Annotated in this window: 21 protein-coding genes; 10 read left to right on the top strand and 11 right to left on the bottom strand. The window is 46.7% G+C overall.

Going from position 1 to position 24,832, the window contains the following annotated elements:
- Positions 1-93: 93 nt before the first annotated feature.
- Positions 94-897 carry a flagellar motor protein MotB gene (locus ACN0R8_RS01010; RefSeq protein ID WP_417594176.1) on the bottom strand — a complete coding sequence of 268 codons (804 nt, stop codon included), beginning with the start codon at positions 895-897 and terminating at the stop codon, positions 94-96.
- A gap of 42 nt (positions 898-939) precedes the next feature.
- Positions 940-1,713 carry a motility protein A gene (locus ACN0R8_RS01005; RefSeq protein WP_417594174.1) on the bottom strand — a complete coding sequence of 258 codons (774 nt, stop codon included), beginning with the start codon at positions 1,711-1,713 and terminating at the stop codon, positions 940-942.
- A gap of 303 nt (positions 1,714-2,016) precedes the next feature.
- Between ACN0R8_RS01005 and ACN0R8_RS01000 the strand changes: the two genes are divergently transcribed.
- A complete protein-coding gene (locus tag ACN0R8_RS01000; protein WP_417594172.1) occupies positions 2,017-2,622 on the top strand; it encodes a MarC family protein in 606 nt (201 codons plus the stop codon).
- Positions 2,623-2,730: 108 nt separating this feature from the next.
- The gene (gene pdxH, locus ACN0R8_RS00995) at positions 2,731-3,375 is read left to right on the top strand and encodes a pyridoxamine 5'-phosphate oxidase (protein ID WP_078319957.1); all 645 of its coding nucleotides are present in this window, start codon (positions 2,731-2,733) and stop codon (positions 3,373-3,375) included.
- Between the two features lie 103 nt (positions 3,376-3,478).
- On the opposite strand, the gene ACN0R8_RS00990 is transcribed toward pdxH, so the two are convergent.
- A complete protein-coding gene (locus tag ACN0R8_RS00990; RefSeq protein WP_417594170.1) occupies positions 3,479-6,241 on the bottom strand; it encodes a bifunctional acetate--CoA ligase family protein/GNAT family N-acetyltransferase in 2,763 nt (920 codons plus the stop codon).
- A 107-nt stretch (positions 6,242-6,348) separates the two neighbouring features.
- Between ACN0R8_RS00990 and ACN0R8_RS00985 the strand changes: the two genes are divergently transcribed.
- Complete coding sequence (locus tag ACN0R8_RS00985) at positions 6,349-7,278, top strand: histone deacetylase family protein (RefSeq protein WP_078319955.1); 930 nt, start codon at positions 6,349-6,351, stop codon at positions 7,276-7,278.
- 156 nt (positions 7,279-7,434) lie between these two features.
- Positions 7,435-8,925, top strand: coding sequence for an HDOD domain-containing protein (locus ACN0R8_RS00980; RefSeq protein ID WP_417594168.1), 1,491 nt, complete (start codon positions 7,435-7,437; stop codon positions 8,923-8,925).
- Positions 8,926-8,934: 9 nt separating this feature from the next.
- On the opposite strand, the gene ACN0R8_RS00975 is transcribed toward ACN0R8_RS00980, so the two are convergent.
- The 3 genes from ACN0R8_RS00975 to ACN0R8_RS00965 all read right to left on the bottom strand — a co-directional run bounded on the left by ACN0R8_RS00975 (position 8,935) and on the right by ACN0R8_RS00965 (position 11,858).
- Positions 8,935-10,251, bottom strand: coding sequence for a methyl-accepting chemotaxis protein (locus ACN0R8_RS00975; RefSeq protein ID WP_417594166.1), 1,317 nt, complete (start codon positions 10,249-10,251; stop codon positions 8,935-8,937).
- A 20-nt stretch (positions 10,252-10,271) separates the two neighbouring features.
- Positions 10,272-10,799 carry a PAS domain-containing protein gene (locus tag ACN0R8_RS00970; protein WP_417594164.1) on the bottom strand — a complete coding sequence of 176 codons (528 nt, stop codon included), beginning with the start codon at positions 10,797-10,799 and terminating at the stop codon, positions 10,272-10,274.
- A gap of 315 nt (positions 10,800-11,114) precedes the next feature.
- On the bottom strand, positions 11,115-11,858 hold the full coding sequence (locus ACN0R8_RS00965; RefSeq protein ID WP_417594162.1) for a DUF599 domain-containing protein: 744 nt from the start codon (positions 11,856-11,858) through the stop codon (positions 11,115-11,117).
- Between the two features lie 167 nt (positions 11,859-12,025).
- Here ACN0R8_RS00965 and rarD point away from each other — a divergent pair, with 167 nt between their 5' ends.
- Together rarD and ACN0R8_RS00955 are read left to right on the top strand one after the other, a co-directional pair.
- Positions 12,026-13,057, top strand: a complete 1,032-nt coding sequence (gene rarD, locus ACN0R8_RS00960) for an EamA family transporter RarD (protein WP_417594160.1) — start codon at positions 12,026-12,028, stop codon at positions 13,055-13,057.
- Between the two features lie 102 nt (positions 13,058-13,159).
- On the top strand, positions 13,160-13,333 hold the full coding sequence (locus tag ACN0R8_RS00955; protein WP_417594158.1) for a hypothetical protein: 174 nt from the start codon (positions 13,160-13,162) through the stop codon (positions 13,331-13,333).
- 86 nt (positions 13,334-13,419) lie between these two features.
- Here ACN0R8_RS00955 and rimO read toward each other — a convergent pair whose 3' ends face one another.
- A complete protein-coding gene (gene rimO / locus ACN0R8_RS00950; protein WP_417594156.1) occupies positions 13,420-14,742 on the bottom strand; it encodes a 30S ribosomal protein S12 methylthiotransferase RimO in 1,323 nt (440 codons plus the stop codon).
- A 144-nt stretch (positions 14,743-14,886) separates the two neighbouring features.
- On the opposite strand from rimO, the gene ACN0R8_RS00945 reads away from it, so the two are divergent.
- Together ACN0R8_RS00945 and ACN0R8_RS00940 are read left to right on the top strand one after the other, a co-directional pair.
- The gene (locus ACN0R8_RS00945; protein ID WP_417594154.1) at positions 14,887-15,924 is read left to right on the top strand and encodes a ParB/RepB/Spo0J family partition protein; all 1,038 of its coding nucleotides are present in this window, start codon (positions 14,887-14,889) and stop codon (positions 15,922-15,924) included.
- A gap of 121 nt (positions 15,925-16,045) precedes the next feature.
- Positions 16,046-16,429, top strand: coding sequence for a rhodanese-like domain-containing protein (locus ACN0R8_RS00940; RefSeq protein ID WP_417594152.1), 384 nt, complete (start codon positions 16,046-16,048; stop codon positions 16,427-16,429).
- 79 nt (positions 16,430-16,508) lie between these two features.
- On the opposite strand, the gene sohB is transcribed toward ACN0R8_RS00940, so the two are convergent.
- Complete coding sequence (gene sohB, locus ACN0R8_RS00935; RefSeq protein WP_417594150.1) at positions 16,509-17,573, bottom strand: protease SohB; 1,065 nt, start codon at positions 17,571-17,573, stop codon at positions 16,509-16,511.
- A 179-nt stretch (positions 17,574-17,752) separates the two neighbouring features.
- Between sohB and ACN0R8_RS00930 the strand changes: the two genes are divergently transcribed.
- Positions 17,753-18,067, top strand: coding sequence for an SCP2 sterol-binding domain-containing protein (locus ACN0R8_RS00930; RefSeq protein ID WP_417594148.1), 315 nt, complete (start codon positions 17,753-17,755; stop codon positions 18,065-18,067).
- Between the two features lie 121 nt (positions 18,068-18,188).
- On the opposite strand, the gene gorA is transcribed toward ACN0R8_RS00930, so the two are convergent.
- Together gorA and ACN0R8_RS00920 are read right to left on the bottom strand one after the other, a co-directional pair.
- Positions 18,189-19,550, bottom strand: a complete 1,362-nt coding sequence (gene gorA, locus ACN0R8_RS00925; RefSeq protein ID WP_417594146.1) for a glutathione-disulfide reductase — start codon at positions 19,548-19,550, stop codon at positions 18,189-18,191.
- 126 nt (positions 19,551-19,676) lie between these two features.
- Positions 19,677-21,608, bottom strand: a complete 1,932-nt coding sequence (locus tag ACN0R8_RS00920; protein ID WP_417595172.1) for a propionyl-CoA synthetase — start codon at positions 21,606-21,608, stop codon at positions 19,677-19,679.
- A gap of 447 nt (positions 21,609-22,055) precedes the next feature.
- Here ACN0R8_RS00920 and ACN0R8_RS00915 point away from each other — a divergent pair, with 447 nt between their 5' ends.
- Complete coding sequence (locus ACN0R8_RS00915) at positions 22,056-22,349, top strand: ArsR/SmtB family transcription factor (protein ID WP_417595170.1); 294 nt, start codon at positions 22,056-22,058, stop codon at positions 22,347-22,349.
- A gap of 171 nt (positions 22,350-22,520) precedes the next feature.
- Here the strand turns inward: ACN0R8_RS00915 and ACN0R8_RS00910 are convergent, their stop codons facing one another.
- The gene (locus tag ACN0R8_RS00910; RefSeq protein WP_417594144.1) at positions 22,521-24,575 is read right to left on the bottom strand and encodes a transglycosylase SLT domain-containing protein; all 2,055 of its coding nucleotides are present in this window, start codon (positions 24,573-24,575) and stop codon (positions 22,521-22,523) included.
- Positions 24,576-24,832 lie beyond the last annotated feature (257 nt).

Raw genomic sequence — 24,832 nt, 5'->3', positions numbered from 1 at the left:
TCGGCGAGGTTTTTTTTAGTCATTTCGCAGACAATAAAAAAGGTGCCCTTTCCGGGCACCCTTTTTGGTTTAACTCAGCAGTAGATAAACCGCTTATCTTAAAAGTGGACTCTGCTGAATCCCCTGATAAACATCACGCTCAGTATTATCCGGACGTTCAATAAGCAAAATTTCAACACGGCGGTTTTTGATGCGATTTTCCTGACTAGTATTAGGAACCAGAGGGCGTGCATCTGCATTACCTACCACATAGAGAAATTTCTCTTCAAGGTCCGTCAACCATGTCAGCTCATGGGCAACAGAGACTGCACGGGCAGCTGAAAGATCCCAATTTGAACGGAAACGGTCTGTATTGATCGGCTGATCATCAGTATGACCACCCACGATAGTGAACATGTCATACTCAGAGATCAACTGTCCAACTTTCTGAAGGACAGGGACAACGGCAGGCTCCAGATAGTCACTGCCGGATGTAAATGCAGACTCGTCCGGGAAACGAATAATAATATGATCCTCATCGCGCTCGACAATGACCACACCTTTCTCAATCTCATCAGTAAAATTCGTTTCTAGCCGGTTTCCGATGCTTTCCAACTGATTCTCTATATCGGCATCTTCAGCCTCGGTCGAAGGCTGAGGCTTAAGCGGCTCAATAATATTCTCATTCTTTGGCGGATTATCAGCTGGAATGATACTGAGCGGATTAAGCTCCTGAAGCCCAAAGGAGCTTTGCATAGCCTCTGCAATGCTCTTATAGCGTTCAACATCTGTCGTAGAAAACGACAGAATTAAAACAAAAAAGGTCAGCAGAAGCGTCATCATATCGGCAAAAGTCACCATCCATTCAGGGACTTCTTCGTTCTTTGCCTTCCTGCGCTTTTTAGTATTGATATGCATCACCTCAAATATCCCTCGCGTCTAGGCTGCGGATACCCTGTTCTAAATTTCTTCAGACATTGACATGCCAGAACGCAGATATTCAGGCAGATAAGTTTCCAGAAGCTCGTCCATAACTGTTGGGTTAAGCCCTTCCTGAATCCCCAATACAGACTCAGTAATCAGAGACATATTGGACTCAAGTTCAGCACCTTTAAGAGCCAACTTGTCAGCCAGAGGCAACATAACCAATTGAGCAATCAGAGAGCCATACAGGGTTGTTAACAGTGCAACAGCCATACCCGGCCCCAGTTTAGACGGGTCATCCAGATTGTTTAGCATCTGTACCAAACCAACCAGCGTACCTATCATGCCGAAACCTGGGGCAGAACTTGCCATGTTACGGAAAATTTTCTCGCCCAACTGCTTACGATCGATGGACATGCTCATCTCATTTATAAGAACTTTCTGAATAAATTCAGGCGGATGTCCATCCACACAAAGCTGAATGCCTTTCGCAAAGAAAGGATTCTCAATAGGCTCATCCTCCAAGCCTAAGAGTCCGTTGCGACGGGCAATTTTTGCCAAGTGATTAGCAAGCTGAATAATCTCTCGCGGATTATCGTTACTTTCCAGAAAAGCAACTGAGAAGCCTTCTTTGAGGCCTGAAAAGAAACTGGCAATTCGGTACTTAACTAAAGTGACCGAGATAGTGCCACCCACTACAATAAAAATACCAGGGATGTTGATAAAGATGCTGGGGTCGTCGCCCTGAGCAATACCTAAACCAACAAATGCAACACCTGTAACTAGCCCGAGAAGCGTGGCGAAATCCATTGACCCAACCCTATTTGTGACATTTCAACAAAGTTAAACGAAAGCATAACTCAGTGAATGTTTGATTAGTAGCCCATACAACTGACTTTTCAGTAGCTTATGCCATATCGGCAACGTAAAAAAATACTTTACCGCCCAGTGGCAATTATTGCTAAAAAGCACTGCACGTCCCTTTATTTACAAATTTTATACCTGATTTCCGAAGTAAAAATCAAAACTATCCAACAAGATCAGGAAAGTGGATTTATAATAACCTAAAGCACAATCCCAGTCGCAACCACTTTCAATAAGGCTGCCTACCGCATGGCTCTATTTATTTCTACCTTCATTCAATTTTTCTTCCTCTTTGCGCCTTTTTTCGTGGTCTCTATGTTTCTGGCTTTAACCAGAGGCAACAGTCAACAGGAAAAAAGAACCACCATTAATCGGGCGGTTCTGTCTGCAGCTCTGATTAGCCTGACACTGTTCTTTTTTGGCACAACTTTATTTCAGGTTCTTGGGATAACGCTGGACTCGTTTCGTATTGGTGCCGGCTGTCTACTGTTTCTTTCAGCTGTCAGCCTTGTTAAAGATGGTGTGCGCAACCACGCAACAGGCGTACCAGAGCAAAATAGTGATGATATATCTGTCGTCCCTCTGGCGATACCAACCATTGTTGGCCCTGCCACTATCGGTGCGATTTTAGTCTATGGTGCCGAGCTCAAAACCACCACAGAAACGCTGATTGGCGTTAGCGCGCTTATGGTGGCACTTTTCTCCCTTGGCGGACTACTCTATCTGTCCAGCCAGATTGAGCGCATTTTGGGTAAAACAGGTTTGAATATTCTCAGTAAGATGACAGGCCTGATCCTCAGTGCCATGGCTGCCCAGATTGTATTCTCAGGAATAAAAAACTTTTTACAGCTTTAGATCAGTATTTTAAGAATTTTTTAGCCTTCTGTACCACTACTGGTTGGCGGGTCTGCGAACTGCGTTTATGATGAACAGCACACCTTGAGACAAAGAGATATTTACCTTATGAATCAGGACATTTCCTCTCTGCGCCGGGTTTTCGATCAGGAGGCTCTGACTGAAACAGCCTTGGCTGAAAACCCTTTCGATCAATTCAGGCAGTGGTTTGATCAGGCCGTGGAAAGCGAGCCCTTTGACCCCAATGCTATGACATTATCCACCATTTCTCCGGAAAACCGTCCTGCCTCCAGAATTGTCTTACTTAAAGGCCTGGACTCCCGCGGCCTGACCTTTTACACCAACTACCAAAGTGAAAAAGGAATGCATCTTGCTGGCAACCCGTTTGCATCAGTTGTTTTCTGGTGGGGTGAAAAGCAACGGCAGGTTCGTATTGACGGCGTGGTTGAGCGCGTTTCTCCAAAGCAATCTGAAGATTATTTTCATAGTCGTCCAAGGGAAAGCCAGATCGGTGCCTGGGTATCCAAGCAAAGCGCGGTGATTCCAGACCGGGACTGGCTATCACAGCGGTGCGACCAATTCAGTGAACAGTTCGCCGGTGATGAACCTATCCCACGCCCACCTCATTGGGGAGGCTATCGTATCGTTCCCGACCTTTTTGAGTTTTGGCAAGGGCAACCCAGCAGGCTTCACGACCGCTTCCGCTATGTTATTGGCGGCGGCAAATGGAATATAGAGCGGTTATCACCCTAGATCTAGATAACGAAAGATAAACGCAAAAAGAGGTAGCAATCCAGTCGCTACCTCTTTTTGGTTACGCAATAGCTGCCCAAAAAGCAGCCCAAAAGCGCGATAGTTATATTCCGCTGTTGTTTTCCAGTCGGTGGCGCTGCCACTCACTCTGAGGCTCATTCAACGGCATAACAGCATCAATCACCTGCTCATCGACATTATACTGGCACTGGAAGCCAAGGTATTTCATCAGGCCACGCATCGGGTGATTTTCAACCAGGATTTTTCCGATCATTTCCAATGTACCGACACTTCGGGAGTACTTAATCATTTTATGCATCAGCAAAGCTCCCAGGCCTTCCCCCTGAAGATCATCCCGAATCAGGACTGAGAATTCAGTGCGAATATTGTCGGGATCGGTCCAGACCCTAACAACACCAAGAATCTCACGCTCATCATTCTCTTTGATTTCTTCCGCAATAAAAGCCATCTGCCGGTCGTAATTAATAATTGTCAGATTAGCCAGATCCCGCTTACTGAGTTCTGCTTTATTGTGGAAATAACGGAACCGGATACTCTGCTCGCTTAACTGACTATGGAACTGAGACAATGCGGCTGCATCCTCTCCCCTGATCGGTCTGACCTCAACAACCCTTCCGGTTTTAAGTGTCACCGTTTCACGTAGCTCTTCGGGATAAGGCATGATGGCATGGTAGCTGGGCTCTCCAAGATCAATTTTTACATCGACCACCAGCATTTCATCACGATTGATAATCAAGGGGTTAATCTCCAGCCCCTGAAGCTCCGGGATATCTGCCGCCAGTTGACTGAGCTTCACCAGGACTTCAGAAATAGACTCAATATCCTCTGCAGGGTTATCACTGTGTTCTTTAATGAGCCGGTAAGCATGGGAACGTTTGATCAGTTCATTCGCCAGCGTCATATTCAATGGCGGTAAAGCCACATGACGGTCTGCCAGCACGTTTTCTTTGTAACCCCCAATGCCAAACAGGATGACGGGGCCAAAGACAGGGTCCCGCGTAATACCCATATTCAACAACATCGAATGTTTACCACGATGCATCGGTTGAATGCAGTACTCGTAGATCGTGCTATCCGGAAATTTTTCATTAACCTTATCTCTGAGGCCGATAACAGCCTTGCGCATCGCATCCGGCGTTTGTATATCCTGCATCAGTCCTGCAGATACCTTATGCGGGTGCTTCCGGTAGACGAAAGGTTTGCAATTGGTTTCGTGGATAATTTTCACTGCCAGTGGCTGATTCTGCTGGCTGGCGATGATCGCAGCTGCATTTTCATCCTTGGCATACCAGCTTTGCGTCACCGGGATATTATAAGCCGCTAAAACCTGAGTACTTTCCTGATGCGTCAGAGCCATCCGCCCTTCTTTGCGAGCTCTGGAAATCAGCTTCCGGGCGCTTCTGCGCACTTCGTAAGGTGTTTCATGGGGAATACTCGGAGGAGCCTCCTGCAACAAAGCCTGACTGCGACGGTAGTTAACCATATGCATAAAGGCCTGAACCGCATGTTCAGGCGAGCTATAGGTCGGCACACCAGCCAGATTAAACTCTTTCCGTGCAGGCCTTGCTTCCTCCATGCCCATCCAGCAGGTTAAAACACTCTTTCGGAATTTCCCACGACTATTGATTACAGCATTTGCAGTTTCAGCACTCGGGGCAAGCCGTGTTGGGGCATGAATCGCCAATACTGCATCAACCTCAGGGGCATTTGACAACACCTCCAGCGCCTTAACAAAGCGCTCAGGCATCGCATCACCGCCGATATCAATCGGATTGGCATCAGACCAACCTGACGGGAGACATTCATCTAATTTAGAGCGGGTTTCTTCTGTAAGCTTAACGAGCTTGCCACCCGATAGCAGCAATTTATCAGCCGCCAAAATACTTGGGCCAATGCCATTACTGACAATTGCCAGCCGATCCCCCAGAACAGGCTTAATCCGGGAAAGAGACTCCAGGGCATCAAAAAGTTCTTCCACATCATTGACGCGAACCACACCGGCTCGGTTAAGGGCCGCAGTATATATCTGATCACGATTCACCAAACCCGGTGTATTCAGAACAGGGCCGCCGTACGAAGACACAATACGTCCGCTTTTGATTGCCAGCACCAGCTTGTTACGGGATGCTTCACGAATTGCCGTCATAAGATGGCGGGAATCACTGATATATTCCAGATGCAGCAGAATGGCCTGAGCATGGCTATAACGATTGATATAGTCGATAACATCAGCAATCATCACATCAGCACTATCCCCCAGCGTTACCACATGGGAAAAACCGATGCCTCTGCCATTAGCCCAGTCAATCATGGCATTACCCAGCATCCCGGACTGACCAATATATGCAACTTTTCCGGGTTTAACATTACCGGATGAATAGCTCGCGTTCAGCTTTCTGCCAGGAACCAGAACACCCAAGCACTCAGGGCCCATAATTCTGATTCTGGACTCCCGGGCAGCGGCTAACATGTCATCCTTTAGTGACAGGTGACTGGGATCGACAAGACCTTGGGCACTGTTTGTTCTGGAAAGCCCTCCGGTCAGGACCAGAGCGGCTTTAACCCCAAGGTGCCCCAACCTTCCAACCAGATCGGGGACAACATTCGGTGGGGAGCAGATAACAGCTAATTCAGGAATCTCCTCCAGTGCTTCAGCACAGGGGTAACACGTCTCTCCAAAAACCTGGTCATACCCCTTGGTATTAACAGCAAAAATTTTACCCGGAAACTGTCCATCCTGAAGATTCCGGATAACCTGACCTCCCATACTGAACTCTTTTTCAGATGCTCCGAATACAGCTATGGATTTTGGCTCAAAAAAGTATTTTAAAAAACGAGTACCCACAAAAATCACTCCGCTCTTGTACTGGATGCTGCGTTGCACTATCGACTATATGCCAGTATCTCCCATACGCGAGCTTTATTAAACTGGCAAAATTAGGGAGAGTTTAAATGATCACATCATACATCAGTCACTCAGAATGCATGCTTCACGATATGGGGCCATGGCATCCGGAAAGTCCGCATCGTATTTCATCGATCAATCAGCAACTCGAACGTAGCGCACTTGCCCAAGAATTGCAGCATTATAATGCCCGACCTGCAACAGAAGAACAGATTATACGTGTGCATCCTAAAGCTCATGTGCTATCCCTTGAGTTGAGTCAACCTGAAGAAAATGCACCTTTGGTTCAGATTGATGATGACACTCTCATGAATCATCAGACAATGCATGCTGCCACCATGGCTGCAGGTGCTGTTGTCCGCGGTACAGAGCAGGTACTTAAAAATCAGGCCGACAATGTTTTTTGTGCTGTCCGCCCACCCGGTCATCATGCTGAACGGGTTGAAAGTATGGGTTTTTGTTTTCTTAACAATGTCGCCATCGGTGTGGAACACGCCCGCCAGAATTTTGGCATCAAGCGAATTGCTGTTATCGATTTTGATGTCCACCATGGGAATGGCACAGTGGACATCTACAAAAATGATCCTGATGTCCTTGTTTGTTCAAGCTTCCAGCACCCGTTTTTTCCATGGCGATTTGTGGATTCTGAGTGGGATAACATTATTAACACGCCCCTTAATGCTGGCTGCAATGGCCCGGAATTCCGTAAGTTAGTTGAAGCAAGTTGGTTGCCTGCACTGCAGATACACCGTCCAGAAATGATTTTTATCTCAGCAGGCTTTGATGCCCATAAGGATGATCCTATCGGTGAAATCAACCTTGTGGATGATGATTTTTTCTGGGTGACAAAAATGATTATGGATGTCGCAAGAACATACTCAGACGGAAGAATTGTTTCAGTTCTTGAGGGCGGTTATAGCCTTAGCGCTTTGGGTTCAGCAACCCACAAACACATAGAAGCTCTCAAAGGTCTCTGATCTGCGTCAGGCCAAACCTATTCAGGCCGACAGATTAACTAACATAATGATTCAAAAGGGAAAGGGTAGTTTGTTGTTTTATATTCTGATTTACCCTCATGACTTTTCCTACTAGTCTATAGAGTGAATTAGTTTAAGCTTGGAGGGGGGCGCCTGATGGATCCGGTTATACTAGAAAAATTAGAGAACTGTCAGTCACTTCCCTCTTTGCCCGCTGTTGCATATCAGGTTATTGAACATGCTAAGTGCAATGACAGTGATTCTGCATTAATAGCCAGTATTCTTGAAAAAGACCCAGCCTTGGTCGCCAAGGTAGTTGCCCTCTCAAATTCTGCAGCCAATATGGGTGCCATGACAATTAACTCCGTCCAAGATGCTATCACACGTATCGGTCTCGATATGACAATGACACTGGCACTTAGCTTCTCCTTTGCTCAAGCAATGCACGACAAACAGATCAATACCATGGATCATCAGCTTTTTTGGCGCCGGGCACTGGTTTCCGGGATTCTGGGGCGTGTCCTGGCTTCTAAAATGGGGCAGGTAAAGCCGGAGCGCTTCTTCCTTGCAGGGCTGATCCAGGATATTGGTATGCTGGCTTTCAATGAGATTGAAGCAGAGCGCTATGGCGTTCTTTTTCGTAGTGCAAAGGAACACTCAGAGCTGGTTAAGTTTGAGCAAAAAGAGTTTTCTACCGATCACGCAGAGCTGGGAGGCTGGCTACTGGCTAACTGGGGTATGTCCGATTTTTATGTTGATTTAGTGAAAAATAGCCACAACACCATCAACAGAGACACGCACATTGATGAGCAAATCGTTATTTTCTCCGGTAACTTCGCTGAGCTTTGGGTTCAGAAAGAGCCTTCACTTGTCATGAGCTACCTGATTAAGAAGAACGATAAATGCGGACTCTTTTCTACCAAAGAAATCAGTGCCATCGTAGACGAAGTATCAAACCAGCTTCCCGTGCTCAATGAAATTTTTGCAACCAATGTTAAAACGCCCTTCTCAATCAGCCGCCTTATTGAAGATGCTAAACAATTACTGGTTGCCCGCAATATGAAGCTCATGGATGAGCTTGACCAGGCCCGGAAAGATGCCTCCGAAGCCAAAGCCAGCCAAGAACAACTTCAAGAACAGCTCAAGAAAGATATTCTCACCAATGTCTTTAACCGTGCTTATATGAGGGTTGTTTCAGATCGTGCCTTCAGATACTCATCTGACAATAGCTGTCCACTGTCAGTGATGTTCCTTGATATTGATCACTTCAAACGGGTTAACGACAGATATGGGCACCAGGCTGGTGATATAGCACTGAAACAATTTGCTAAAACATTAGTAACAGCTTCAGGAAAAGACTGCTACGTGGGACGCTACGGTGGTGAAGAATTCGTTATTCTCATGCCATCCATAACTTCAGACCAAGCCATGATTATTGCGAAAAAAATCAGGGAAATTCTGCAGAAAAACCCTGTTCAGATTGACCAGGGCATTAAAGTGCCAATCTCGGCTTCTGTCGGTATTGCAACCTACATACCAGGCCAGTATGAGTTTTCTTCTGCTGAACACTTAATGGGCGCTGCAGATAAAGCAATGTATCAGGCAAAGAAAAACGGAAGGGACAGGGCTTTGATTTTTAAGTCATAGCCATATCCATTAGCATACTGAGTTTTGCTCCGTAGCCTTCAGACTTAATATCAGCTGATCTCCAGTGCACTCTCCTCTCCTATACATATCGACCAACCTGACGAGTTCAAAACAGGGATCATCAGGTTTTGCTGCTTGACCCTGGATATCCGCCAACCTCACGTCAACAGGTTGCTCGCTGCCATCACCAGAAGTAATAATTTCCTCGAGGCAAGCATAAATATTTTGCTTAAGAATAACCTGAGCGATGCGTTCAACTGCTGATTCAGCGTGTCCAGCAACAAAAATTACTTTTTCGGATGTTTGGGCAGAGCTGGTTTCTAAGGCATGGAACAGCTGCAGGAAATCATCAAGCTGGTCAGTCACTTCCAGACTCAAAGCATTGCTGCTTAGTGTGGCATCACTAATGGCCGCAACCTGCTCGTTAAGCGCTCTCAGGGCAGAATAGACTTCCGTCGCTGTGTCTTTTGTTCGATTAGATAAATTCTTAACCTCATCAGCAACAACAGCAAACCCTCTACCAGACTGCCCGGCCCTGGCTGCTTCCACAGATGCATTCAGAGCCAGCAGGTTCGTCTGATCTGCGATATCACTAATAAGGTTAAGAGCTCGTGCTACCTCATCACTTACATCGATGAGTGACTCCGCCTGTTTCTGAAGCTGCTTAATCTGCTCTGTTGACTGGTGCAGGTTCTCACTCATTTTTCTGATAGCACCACTACTGCTTTTAGCAACCTTACTGTTCTCTTTAGCGATACAATCAACATCTGTTATATCACCCTGAACAGAACGAATATCGGACTCACTCTGCAGCAAATCCTTACGCAAAGACTGCAGATTAATATCATGAATCTGCGAGGTCAGTGCGTTTTGCTGGGTAAAGTCCAGATTCTCTTTGATCGCAAGAATAGCCTGGTTAATTGACTTAAGTGATTCAGAAAAATCACCGGGTAATCCAGTGGACTTTGCCTCCCGGGAAAAGTCCTGCCTGTTAACCCGTACAAAGCAGAGTTTAACTTCCTTGAAATATGTTTCGACAACATCTAACAGCTCATTAACGGCCCAAGCCAATTCAGTGGCAACACCGTAACCCTGGGTATGAGTTGCCCGATGATGCAGCTCTCCTGAAGCAGCATAATTCAGAACCTGAGAAAGTGACTCCAATGTTTTACGATGACGCTTATTTCGCCTCAGGTACCAAGTGAGCGTGGCGTAAAAGAAGGCAACCAGGGCACCTAATTCAACAGTAAAATCACCCCAAATAAGCGATATTACTAACAACAGACAAGGGATCAATGAACAGAGAATAAAAACCAGATGCGCCATATTAATTTACTCCTATGTTGTTATAGAGCCTGTAACTGCATAACAAAACGCTCATAGGAAACCTGTTTACTCTCTAAAATCTGATCAAGGAAGGCTAAGGAGTGGGTGCAAGCATTCGCTTTGCTGCAGCGACGCTCAATCCCAATCATTTTCTGGTAAATGGACTCAATGGTTTTAATCGCATCTAAACTCGGACGTCTCCTGACAGAGAAATACCCCTGAACATGGCCCGCAGAATCAAAGTCCGGTGTAATATTAGCAAACACCCAGTAAAAACCGTGATCAGCAGTATAGTTTTTCACAAAACCAAAGAACTCGTGCCCTTGTCGTAACTCCTGCCAGAGGAATTTAAAAATACCCTTGGGCATATCCGGGTGCCGAATCATATTGTGAGGCTGGTGCAACAGATCTTCTTCATCAAAGCCTGCAATCCGCATGAATGTTCGGTTAGCGTAGGTAATTCGACCCTTAAGGTCTGTTTTAGAGATAATAAGATCATCCGTATTAAGGAATACCTCAGTCGAACCGGAAAGTGATTTAGCGAGCATGTCCCTGCCTCTTTATAGTTGTTGTTAAATTTAACGCTGTTGCTACGGCCAAGCCCACTAAGGGCCTGGCTAATAATGCGCTCAAGTGGATTTTTTTGAATGACCCATATCAATATAGGGACAATACATTACCAGCAACACCAGACTATAAAGCAGACTTATTACATTTTTCTGTCAGAAAACCAGTCATAACTAGTTAAATAAACTACAATTAAAGTTAAAATTCGATGTATTCGCTAAGCCGGGAACCAGTAACAGGCAAATCACGATTTGTAATTTTTGCTACACAGGTCACAAAACACCTGTCATTAGTGTCTAGCGGAAGATCCCTTTAAATTCGATGCTGGCGTCCCGGGCCGCTAATAAAGCCTTTAGCGACTTAGAATGAAACTCACGCCGGTAGAGCACAAGAACAACCAAAATTGTCGCCAACATAAAAATATAGGGATGCCAGAACCAGCAGAGCACGGATAGTGCAAAATAATATGACCTCAAACCATAGTTAAACTGGTTTGCGGCCAAATCAATCAGATCCGCAGCATGACGGGCATAAGCCTTACGCCCTTGAGGGGTCACATCCTGATCATTCGGGTGAGGTGCAGACCCAATCAGAATTGCGCAGAAATTATACTGCCGCATAGACCATGTAAATGTGAAAAACGCATAGACAAAAATAACAATCAAAAGTAAAACCTTCAGTTCCCACTCAATTCTTGAATCAGAAGCCGCAAAAGGTAGCTCAGACAATACCCCCATCGCTTTATCTGTAGCCCCCAGCATTGTAAACAGCGCCGCAAGAATCAAGAGACAACTGGACGCGAAGAAAGAGCCGTTTCGCTCCAGATGGGTCATAATCGTCGTATCTGCAATTCTCACCTCACGGTCAAGCAGCTTGGTCATCCAGTCAACTCGATAAGCGTGCATCACTTTTGCCAGACACACCTCTTTATTCATCGCTTTTTTGGAGAAAAAGTAATATAGCGTCCACCAAAAAATAAACCAGACGAAAGCGATCATATCCTGTACAGACAAATCAAAATAATTTGGTATCAATTGCACAAAAACCCCATTAGAAGACCATAATATCTGAATAATTATTCCGCATCGCTCACCTGTTCAGGTAACCCGATAATCTCTTATAATACACTTTTTCATGAAAATCACTTAGCCAGACAAGCTGATTAACTAATTCATTTATCAGTCTTTTTTGCCCCTCACTCATAAAAATGGACTTCCTGTGCGCTGACGATATCCACTCCCCAGACGCCATAATTTTGCCGCTGAAAAAACCTTGCGTATCCAAGAGATACACTCAGAAAACCATAAGACCTACCAATACACTCAAGGAGCTCATTATGAATTTAAAAATGCTTGGTACTGGAGTGCTTGCGTACCTTATATGGGGTTGTTTTCCACTTTTTTTCTCCCTTGTTTCCCATATCCCTCCTTTTGAAGTAATTTCCGCACGCATAATATGGTCTTTTCTGCTTTGTCTTTTGCTTGTCATCGGCCTCGGAAAAATGAAGGCACTCAAGTCTGCACTGTCAGTAAAAGCAATGGTTTGGTCCGGTCTGGCTGCCATATTGATATCAACAAACTGGCTGATTTTCGTTTACGCTGTCAGTATCGGCCAAGTGATTCAATCAAGCTTGGGATACTTCCTTACACCTCTGGTCAGTGTATTTCTTGCCCGCTTTATTCTGAAAGAGCAGATTCGACCTTTGCAGAGCCTCTCTATTATCCTTGCCTGCTTCGCCGTTGCCTTTGAAATTTATCGTGTCGGCAGTCTACCTTGGATATCATTGATGCTGGCATCCAGTTTTGGTCTCTATGGACTGGTGCGTAAACAAGCTCCCTTTGAAACCCTTAACGGTTTATTTCTGGAAACCGGCTGGCTGGTCATTCCAGCCTTACTCTTTTTGGTCGCTATTGGCAGTGCCGGGCTTAACCCGTCCCCTGTGAACACAGGCTCCACTATCGACTTATCCGGAACCTATCTGATGCTCTCAGGTATTGTTACCGCAGTTCCTTTATTGCTTTTCTCCGCAGCAGCCAGACAACTTCCTCTGACTGTGATCGGCTTTATTATGTATATCAACCCAACCATGCAATTTATTACAGCAATTTACATCTTCAAAGAGCCTTTCTCGGGGATGCAGCTCATCGCTTTCTCTCTGATCTGGCTTGCCGTTATTGCATTTTGCTACGATTTGTACCATATACAGCGTAAAAATAAAGTGACACCTGTAAACTCCTGACACTCTAAAAACCGACTTTCCGGTGAGCATTCATATTGAGAACAACGAAAAAAGTGTTACCATTGTGCAATTAAGTAACACTTACATTTTGAGGATCAAACCATGGGTGGCTTTTCAAATCTGTTCGTTAATCTGGCAATGACCGCAGGTGTCGCTATCATCGCGGCGGTAGCTTCTATTGCTCCTGATGTCATCCTGCCCGCTGTAGCAATGGCTCCTGCACTGGCTCTGGTTTTTGCTTTGTGGCAAGCTGCGGTTGAACGTCCTACAGCCTAGCTCCATTCGAGAATAAACAGATAAAAAAAGGCTTCATCCCTGCAAAGGATGAAGCCTTTTTTATACCGGAAGACCGGACATCAGATTCAGACCAGTTCAGCCCACAGGTCATGATCATCCGCTTCAATGATACGACCCCGTACCACTTGCCCCGGCTCCAGACCACGAACATCCAGAAGATGCACTTCACCATCAATTTCCGGTGCATCACCCTTAGTCCGGCCAATTGCACCATCAGGGCCAGCATGGTCGATAAGAATATCCATCTCCTGCCCGATCTTTTCCTGTAGCTTTTCAGCACTAATCTCTGCCTGAACTTCCATAAAACGCGCCAGACGGTCTTCTTTAACCTCTTCTGGAACAGGGTCAGCCAGCTCATTGGCCGGTGCACCATCAACCGGAGAATAGGTAAAGCAGCCTACGCGATCAAGGCGGGCCTCACGCAGGAAATCCAACAAATACTCAAAGTGTTCTTCCGTCTCACCAGGAAAGCCAACAATAAAGGTACTGCGAATGACTATTTCAGGGCAGATTTCCCGCCACTTCCTGATGCGCTCCATAGTTTTCTCTGATGCCGCAGGCCGTTTCATCATCTTAAGTACTTCAGGATGAGCATGCTGTAGCGGAATATCCAGATACGGCACAATGGCACCTTCCGCCATCAGAGGGATCACCGCATCCACACTCGGATAAGGATAAACATAATGCAGGCGCACCCAAACCCCGAGAGAACCGAGTGCCTCACACAGCTCTTTCAGACGAGTCTTCATCGGGCGTCCTTGCCAGAAACCCAGCTTATACTTCTGATCAACGCCGTAGGCACTGGTATCCTGAGAAACAACCAGTAACTCCTTAACACCTGCATCAACCAGGCGCTGCGCCTCATCCATCACCGAACCTACAGGGCGACTATCCAGATCACCCCGTAACGCCGGAATAATGCAAAACGTACAGCGATGATTGCAGCCTTCAGAGATCTTCAGATAAGAATAATGACGAGGTGTCAGCTTTACACCCTGAGGCGGAACCAGATCAACAAAAGGGTCGTGGTCTTTCTTTGGTGGCAGGTATTCATGAACAGCACCAACAACCTGCTCATATTGCTGAGGCCCGGAAACACTCAATACCTGAGGATAGGCATCCAGAATCTGGTCACCATCTGCGCCCATACAACCGGTAACGATTACCTTGCCATTTTCTTCCAGCGCTTCACCGATAGCAGCCAATGATTCAGCTTTCGCAGCATCAATAAAACCACAGGTATTCACCACTACAAGGCCTGCACCCTCATAGGATGGAGAGATTTCATAACCTTCAGTACGCAGCTGTGTCAGGATACGCTCAGAGTCAACCAGTGCTTTTGGGCAACCCAGACTGACAAAACCAACTTTAGGATTTTCTGTGGACATTAAGAACCTCGAAAACAGATGACAAAACCCGCGCATTCTAACCCAGTGAAGGTTTTTGGTGTAGTTAAAGTAAGCGCTTTACATCTAAAGGCTTTCGTTAAAAAATGCCCTATACAGCAAACAATCAAAAGCCAGAGGGTCAAGATGCTTTTTAATCTGTTGGATGAAAAAGGTTCGAAACGGAATTCCAGTGAAGAGCAACCATCACAGGAGTGGGGAACTTCATTACAGGACCAGTTAAAACAACAACCCCTGACTCACCTTCCCGTTGATAAAGTTATACCAGACCCCGACCAACCCCGTAAAAGCTTCGATGACGAGTCTCTGCTGGATCTTGCGCAAAGCATTGAAGAAAATGGGCTGCTGCAACCGATTGTCGTTCAGCCAGAAGATGCTAACGGCAACCACCGAATCATTATGGGTGAGCGTCGATGGCGGGCCCATGACTACGCCGGTAAAGAGTCCATTCCCGCAATCATCCGGCCGGAATCGGACAGTACCGTATTGGCTTTACAGATTATAGAGAACAACCAACGCGAAGATATTGCACCTCTGGAGGAAGCACGGGCCTTACAACGACTGGTTGATGTTTCCGGAAATAAAAAGGCGGTCGCCCAGGCTTTAGGGCGCTCTCCTAGCTGGTTATCCAAACGCCTTTCGCTCTTAAAAACACCGGATGTCGTTCAGGTGTTTGCTGACCAGCATGCGGTCAAGGATATCAATACCTTAAATAGCTTATCAAAGCTCTATCAGACAGCACCGGACGAAGCGCAACAGCTGATGTCAGATGTCACAAAATCTGGTGTTGAAGGCGGTCTTCGCAGTCGAATTGAGCAAAAGCGACAACAGCTGCAGGAACCCGCCACCTCAGCCTCACAGGAATCCGCCGTCTCAGGCATCGAAGAAAACCGTGCTTTCGAAAACACCGAAATGCCACAGGGTGTGGCCACGACCGCAAAAAAAACAGCAGCAGAACCGGATAGCCCTCTTAATCAGCAGCTTCAGCTTCAGCTACAGCAGCAGCTCAGAATGTCACCGCTAAACTCCCTGGAAGGCATTGAAAACCTTGACATGAGCTTCCCAGAAATCGAACAGCATTTCCGCCGCTACTTGCAGTGTACGGATCTTAATACCGGATTCCAGGGTCTCTGGCAGACCTTCCTGGAGGATATAAAACGTTAGCAATCCATTAAATTAGACAAAACTTAACAACAAAAGGCATACTAAGCAGGCAATTTTAACCTCAGCTTTTGCTAAAGCCTGAGACGCAACGTTTTGTCACCCGTAAATACAAGAGGTCATCATGGCATTAACCACACAGGATTTTGTAACAGCTGCCAAAGCGGAGATTAACGAATGCTCCATTCAGGAGGCTTCTGAAAAACTGCAGCAGGGTGCGCTAGCCTTGGATGTGCGCGAACCACAGGAGTTTATGCAAGCTCACCTGCCCTCAGCTGTCGATGTACCCCGTGGGGTTCTGGAGTTCAGGGTTGATGCCCATCCTAAACTACAGGATAAAGATCAGGAGATCCTTGTTTATTGTCAGGCAGGAGGCCGGGGTGCACTAGCAACCAAAACCCTGCAGGATATGGGTTTTACTCGGGTGACTAATATGCTTGGAGGCTTTGCTGCCTGGTCTGAAGCAGGCTTTGAACAAACCAAAGACCCGGCAGAATGGAACGAATAGACAGACTTATAAAACAAAAAACGGCGGTAAGCTATGCTTTACCGCCGCTGCGATGATAGCCCACTAACTCTGGTTTGGATTAACGTTCGATCTCTGTCTTACGCGCACGGGTCAGAAAACGATCTGCGGTTTTACTCAGACTAAGAGAGACCATCTCACCCAAACGATCTACCAGTCCGGTTTTAATTTCGTAACTTACCTCATAAACATCGGCATCGTCACAACTTTCCAGCAGATACTCATCGCTGGTTTTCAGACCATCAATCAGCCCCAATTCCAGAGCCTGCTTACCATACCAAACATCACCATTCGCAACTTTACTAAGATCCAGGCCAGGGCGCTGATCATGGATAAAGTCCTTGAACAATACGTGAGTCTCTTCAAGGTCCTGAACAAACTTCTGCCGACCTTCTTCAGTATTTTCACCAAATACCGTCATGGTGCGCTTATATTCACCGGCCGTCAGTACTTCATAATCAATATCATGCTTTTTCAGCAATTTATTAAAATTAGGAATTTGCGCAACAACCCCAATAGATCCGATAATGGAAAACGGTGCCGCCAGAATCTTTTTCGCTGTGCAGGCCATCATATAGCCACCGCTGGCCGCTACGGCATCAACACAAACCGTCAGATCAATATTCTTATTGGTAATGCGCTTTAGCTGTGAAGCTGCAAACCCATAGCTGTGAACCATACCACCGCCGCTTTCCAGCTTGACAACAACCTCATCAACATCAGGTCTGGCAATGGTCAGTACGGCACTGATCGTTTCCCGTAATGAGTCCACGTCAGAAGCCCGGATATCACCGTCAAAATCCAGAACAAAAACCCGCTTGCGGGCATCTTCAGATTCCGGCTCATCTTTCTTGGTCTTAGCCGCTTTCTTTCTTGCTTTCTCCGCCTTTTTTTCAGCTTTCAGCTCGTGTTCAAAAGCGTGTTTATCATAAACAGCTTCTTTAACAGCTTTTGTTGTTTCAGAAAGCTTCTCGTTCAGGTGCTCAATCTCAAATTCACCCTCCCCCGGCTTCCGCTTACCCTGAGCAGCGGCAACAACCACAAGGAGAATAGAACCGATAAAAATAATCGCTAATGTCACTGTCTTAGCGAAGAACAAACCATACTCGGAAAAAAATTCGTACACGGATTACCCCATCTCTTTTAATACGCCGGCAAGCATACAGGATGCGTTTCTGACTGTGTATTCTTTCCTGCCAATATTCCAGTTAACAGGGTTGATTCAAACACACGTTTGAAATATGCTCTTCTTACAGATGGTCGCAGGCCGACCAAAACGATAAGAAATCATATAAGGTAAGCGCTATGACTGATGTTGGCAAAGTGATCGAGAATCTGAAACAAGGCTTTAAACCTGAAGCTGCTCAGGGTATGGATGAAGTATTTCAGTTTGATATTAAAGATGGTGGTGAGTATTTCATCGAAATAAAAGATGGTGAGTGCAATGTTGGCACCGGCGAACACGATGACCCATCAGTAACCCTGATCATGGACCAAGAGACACTGAAGGGTGTTCTCAGTGGCAGTGTAAACGGTATGACCGCTTTCATGACCGGCAAAATTAAGGCTCAGGGTAATATGATGTTGGCAACAAAGCTCAACTCGCTGTTCGCGATCTGATCGCTGAATCCAGCATACGGGTTAACCCTACACAGGTGCTAATCTGAAAAGGCTCCCTCTGCTTTATAATACATAGCAGTGGGAGCCTTTTTCGTCAGGGTGGCCCGAGACAATGCCGGGACTAGTTTCGACTAACGCTCCGCATGGTTACAAACTCTTCAGCACCTGTTGGGTGAATCCCTACGGTACTGTCAAATATCTCTTTAGTTGCACCGGCTTTGATCGCCACTGCAATACCCTGCATCACCTCACCGGCATCTGTACCTACCATATGGGCCCCAACGACTTTGCGGGAATCTGCATCCACGACCAGCTTCATCAGATGGCGTTCATCTGAGCCGGACAAGGTATGTTTCATAGGGCGGAAACCTGCGCTGTAGACCTCAATCGTGTCAAACACTTCTCGTGCTTCCTCTTCCGACATACCTACCGTAGCAATATTCGGGTGACAGAACACCGCCGTCGGGATATTGGTGTAATCCATCTGCTTTGCCGGGAGTTCCGGCTGGAACTGATTATTGACAAAAACCATCGCTTCCGCCAAAGCCACAGGCGTCAACTGCATGCGGTTGATAACATCACCTAATGCAAAGACAGAAGGTGCCGAAGTCTGAAATTCATCATTCACTAAAACCTTGCCACCTTTACCTTGTTTAATACCGGCTGCATCCAGATTCAGGCCTTCTGTTTTAGGCACCCGACCCGTAGCGCAGAGTACAAGATCGACCTCAAGCGTCTCACCGTCGGTCAGGGTAACCAATAAGCCAGATGCCCGCTTCTCAACAGACGCAATATTGGCATTTAGGTGGAACTGAACCCCCTTCTTCTGCATCTCTTCCGATGCAAACTGACGAACCTCTTCATCAAAACCTTTCAGGGGCTGGTCTCCCCGGTAGACCAGATGGCTTTCTGCACCAAGTCCGTGGAAAATTCCTGCAAACTCAACAGCAATATAACCACCACCCAGTACCAGTGCCCGTTTAGGGAACTCGTCCAGATAGAAAACGGCATCAGAACTAACCGCATATTCATTGCCGGGGAACTCAGGCATAAACGGCTCGCTGCCAGTGGCGATTAAGATCTTTTCTGCTGAATACGTTGTACCGTTAACACTAACCTCATGGGCACTTTCAAAACGGGCGTAACCTTCAATCAGGCGAACACCGGAATTTACCAGCAGGTTATGATAAACACCATTGAGGCGCTCAATCTCTTTTGTTTTGTTATCACGCAATGTTGGCCAGTCAAAATCTGAATGACTCACACTCCAGCCAAAACCTGCAGCCTGAGCAAACTCTTCATGAAAATGAGAACCATAGGAAAACAGCTTTTTAGGCACACAACCGATGTTGACGCAGGTGCCACCCAGAAAACGGCCTTCTGCTACCGCTACCTTCTTGCCCAAAGCGGCTGCGGTTCGCGCTGCACGTACACCACCAGAACCGGCACCGATCACAAAAAGATCGAAATCAAACTCACTCATATTAACTATCCCTAATTGTTTGGATTTGTAGCAAGTGTATCACAGCACTCCCCTGCCTCCAGAAACAGAAAAGCCGATCACTAAGATCGGCTTTTCTGATTAGACATCAACACAGGCTTAGCAGAGTCAGACAGCTTTCCCGGCAACGCCAATATTGTGATCTGCCATAACAGATTCAATCTCCGGCAGACTTGCCGGATCATCTATCGTTGAAGGCACCTGATAGCTCTTACCATCTGCAATCGAGCGCAAAATACCCCGCAGAATTTTACCGGAACGTGTCTTAGGCAAGCGGTCAACAACGATAGTCTGCTTGTAGCAGGCAATAGCACCAATCTCCTTGCGCACCAGAGCCGCCAGCTCTGCTTCCAGAGTAGCATCATCACCTTCATAACCATCTTTAGTGATCACCAGGCCGACTGGTAACTGGCCTTTAAGCTCATCATTGATGCCGATGACAGTACATTCAGCGACACCATCATGGGAAGCAATAATTTCTTCCATCTCCCCTGTGGAGAGGCGGTGGCCTGCAACATTAATTACATCATCCGTGCGCCCCATAATAAAGACATAGCCGTCTTCATCAATATAACCGCCATCACCGGTCAGATAATAGCCATCAAAAGTGCTCAGGTATGAACTCTGGAAGCGCTGAGGATCTCCATAAACCGTTGCTAAGCAACCCGGCGGCATTGGCAGTTTAATACAGACACTACCCTGCTCTCCTGCCGGCATCTGATTGCCTTTGTTGTCCAGAATCTGAACATCGAAACCTGGGGTAGGCACAGTGGCCGATCCGGCTTTAGCCTGGCGGGGCTCAATACCCATTTGATTAGAGGCGATAGCCCAACCGGTTTCTGTCTGCCACCAATGATCAACCACAGGCACACCAACCAACTCCTGCAACCAGTGGAACGTAGGCGGATCGAGACGCTCTCCGGCCAGGAAAAGATTTTTCATCGATGAGATATCGTAGTTTTTCAGCAGCAACCCATCCGGGTCTTCTTTCTTAACAGCACGGAAAGCTGTTGGGGCTGTGAAAAATGCCTTAATTTTATACTCTTCAATCAGCCGCCAGAAAGCACCGCAATCAGGCGTACGAACCGGTTTACCCTCATAAACAACCGTGGTGCAGCCTGCCAGTAACGGCGCGTAAACAATGTAGGAGTGACCCACAACCCAGCCCACATCGGACGCAGCCATAAAGACTTCACCTGGGTTCATATCGTAAATCGCTTTCATACTGTATTTCAGCGCAACAGCATGACCACCATTATCACGAACAACCCCTTTTGGCTTACCCGTTGTGCCGGATGTGTACAGAATATAGAGAGGATCCGTGGCCTTCACCGAAACACAGTCCACGGGCTCAGCACCGGCAACCAGAGACTGCCAGTCGTAATCTCGCCCCTCAATCAGCTCTGCTTTCTCCTGCGGACGCTGCAGCAAGACACAGAAATCAGGTTTATGCTCAGCCAGTTCTATGGCCTTATCCAGCATCGCTTTATAAGGGATAACTTTCTGGATCTCGATACCGCATGAGGCTGAGATAATCGCTTTGGGCTTAGCGTCATCAATGCGAACGGCCAGTTCGTGAGGTGCAAAGCCACCAAATACAACAGAATGGACAGCACCCAAGCGAGCACAAGCCAGCATTGCGACCAATGCTTCCGTAACCATCGGCATGTAAACAATCACCCGATCACCCTTACCAACGCCTTTGGCTGCCAGGCCACCCGCAAACGTTGCAATCTCTGTCTGCAGCTCTTTATAGGTGATCGACTTTTTAACACCGGTCACAGGTGAATCATAATAAACTGCAATCTGATCACCACGACCATTCTCAACATGGTAGTCAACGGCGGCATAGCAAGTATTGAGTTCACCATCAACGAACCAGCGGTCCGTGCCGAACTCATCTTTACCAAGAATTTGGCTAGGCTTGGTGTACCAAGGGATATCAGCGGCTTTTTCCGCCCAGAACAGTTCAGGTTGTTGTATCGATTTTTCGTATTGTGCCTGATAGGTCATGTGGCAAGACCTCTTTTTAGTTGTTATAGGTGAGTTGTATGAGTTTAGTCATCGACACTTGAGGGATTTGGCAATTGTCGACAAAACTCCTTTAAATCGTCGACAACTTTAATGGATAAAGTCCCTCTTGAAACTAAGACAAAAGGTGCATCCCTCTGAACTCCCTATAAAACATAGCGCTCTGGCTAAAGGCATTGCGCCTGATATTTGTTGACTGTCGACAAAACAATCATAAGCCATCCCTAATACTAAAGACGAAACCACAGAGTGTTGACAATCGAATATATAATTACCAGTTTGCTTTCATGCTGAAGTAACTCCCTTTATAATCATTCTTATTACGGTAATGAAACTGTTTTTTTGTTGACCTCCGTAAAATATACTAATATTAATTACAACTAAATTAGTTCTAGCGAGTTATAAACGATGGCAATTTTCGAGGAATCAGTCCAAGAAAACGTTGATCTAGTGGCAATGCGTGATAATGCCAAGGAAGCTACCGCACTGTTAAAAGCACTGGCCAACGAAAACCGTCTCATGATTTTGTGCTACCTGGATGGCAAAGAGTTATCCGTCAGTGAGCTTAATGAATCATTAGACCTGAGTCAGTCTGCACTTTCACAGCATCTGGCAGTTCTCCGCCGCGACGATCTGGTCAAAACCCGTCGTGAATCTCAAACCATCTACTATTCCCTTAACGGTGATCGTGCGAGTACAGTTATTCGAACTCTGCATCAGATGTACTGCCCTAGTGTCATAACGCTCTAGAAAGTGCCGTAACACCCTGAAAAATTAGTAGTTTCCAAAAAAATGGCCCTGTAAACATCACAGGGCCATCCTTTCTTCCAAAATTTATTTTTGCGAACCTTCCCTAGCATGACCTGAGGTAGCACAGGGGTTCTTCTAACGTACCTCTAAACCGCCTCGCTAAAGCAACAACTAGTCAGCCACCACGGAAGCCTCATCATTTACTAAGTTCAGTGCTAATAGCTGGCGTTCATTATCATCCAGCAGGCGAGTTGGCCGGTTCGCCATCATGTCATACACCACACCATACTCCAGTACACGCTGAACATAGGTTCGGGTTTCTTTATAGGGTATAACCTCTACCCAGATATCCAGCGGCAAGTGCCCCCGTTTCTTTAACCATCCCTTAACCCGGTACGGGCCTGCATTATACGCTGCAGTCGCATAAATCCGGCTACCATCAAAGCGATCCAACATTTGCGCTAAGTAGGCTGTTCCTAATGCAATATTGGTTGCCGGGTTATAAAGCTCTTTAATCGCTGGCAGGTTCTGACGGATTTTTTTAGCCGTCTGCCTCGCCGTTTTAGGCATCAGTTGCATCAGCCCTATAGCACCGACACCAGAGCGGGCCAGAGGATTAAAGGCGCTTTCTTGACGGGTAATAGACAGAGCCCAGTTCAGAGGGATATTCTGCTGACGGGTCGATTGCTGATACAGCTCAGCGTATTCCAGGGGGAAACGCAGCTGCAGATCATTCCATTTACGTACCTGGGCAGCACCGGCTATGGCTTGCGAGTGCCACTCCCAACTACCCGCCAAATGGGAAAGTGCATACTTCTGCTCTGCATTTAAGGTTGAAAACAGTAAGTTCCACTCCTGACGAGCATAACTAAAGTGCTCCAGCTGAATAAGCTCATACATGCGCCGGACTGAAGGCAGTAGCAGAAGATTTTGCTGCAAACTGGCGGGAAAAGATGCCGGTTCATAATTCAAAGTGAAAGGTTGGCCCAGCTGCTCCGAAGCCAGAAAGCCATAATAGCTGCGATCCACGGCGATTCTGGAAAAACGTTCATTCTGGGGCTGACCGGTTATATTCTGCTCTGCCACAGCTTGCCAGTACTGCCAGCGACTGGACTGCTGCGGCTCTTCCGATAAGTTATCAATTAGCAGCCGAACCTGCGGCCAGTCCTGTTGACTCAATGCCAGACGAATACGCCATTCGGTGATCTCTGTATCCTGAAAGTCAGGATCGATCTTAGCGACTAACTCAGGCGCATCATCATAGAAACGCAAAGCCAAACGAATCCCCAGATAATGGTTCAGCTTTGCCCTCTGCTCTTCAGAGAAGTTCAGATGATCCCTCAGAGAAAGCCAGCGGCGTGCCGCCAGGCGCATATCTTTCTGAGCCAGTCGTCGTATCGCGTAATCCACAATAATAGGATGAGCCTGATCAGAAGAAGAGAATGACTTCCGTGTCAGCCAGCGTTCCGGATGACTGCGCACCTGCCATAAAAGAGCCGTGTTTTTTCTGCCTGCAGATTGACTGATTTTTCTCTCAGCATAGCGGGCAAGGGAAAAATTACGCTCCTTAACCGCATTCCAGAAACGGGTTTCAGCAACTGATGATGTCAATCCGCCATGCTTCTGCCAATAAGCAAAAACAGGGTCACAGCTTTTAGGCTGTGATCTGCCCCGAATCCAAAGCTCAGTCACCTTATCAAGATGCTTGGCAATGGAACCTTGCTTCATCTCAGCCTTGAGCATCAGGCATTTGTAGTGACTTCCCCTCGGCGGGAATAACTGATAAGACTGGCGGTACCCGGCCCAGTCATTACGCGCTGCCAGTGTATTCAACCACTTTTGCTGTAACGTTTCAGTTACCGGCAGATGCATATTTTGCTCAACAAAGCGGTTCACCTCACGGGCGCTTAGTGATTCCAGCTGCCGGGAGATCATCCGTGCTTCCAGATAAGGCTTTAGCGGATAATCATCCAGTGCACCGAGATTCTTACGAGCCTGGGATAATCGCCCTTTGCCGACCTGATCATAAAGCTGCTCAAACAGCTGCCGCTGTTCCGCCAATTGATGACTTTGTACAGATGCCGAAGCCGGGTTGGCCACAAGAATAATCGCTGCTGTCGTACCTAAAAGCTTTACACGTCCAAAACGGATCAGGCGGGGAATAAAATTCCGCCTATGGGCTTGCTCGAAACAGGTGGATAACCAACCCTGTGCTTGCTGTTGCATGGATCTCTCCTTAGCGCTCGCTGAAACCTGATCTCTTTCGGGATCAGCCGCCATCCTAATATCTTCCCTGAGTATTCCCATTCGCTGAACGGATCTTAATACTCACTGAAAGAGACACATCACACGCGATAACGGACGTTCAGCTTATGTAAATCAGTCTGAAAACCTAGCATTCAAAATAATAATGTAAGAGAAATATAACAATAGCTCAAACACAGGCTTTAAAAGAGTCTACAAAAAAGCACGGCAGGAGGACA

Source organism: Oceanospirillum sp. (genome assembly GCF_048265165.1).
In the GTDB taxonomy this organism is placed as follows: domain Bacteria; phylum Pseudomonadota; class Gammaproteobacteria; order Pseudomonadales; family Halomonadaceae; genus Oceanospirillum.
This window is presented reverse-complemented; position numbering and strand designations above follow the sequence as displayed.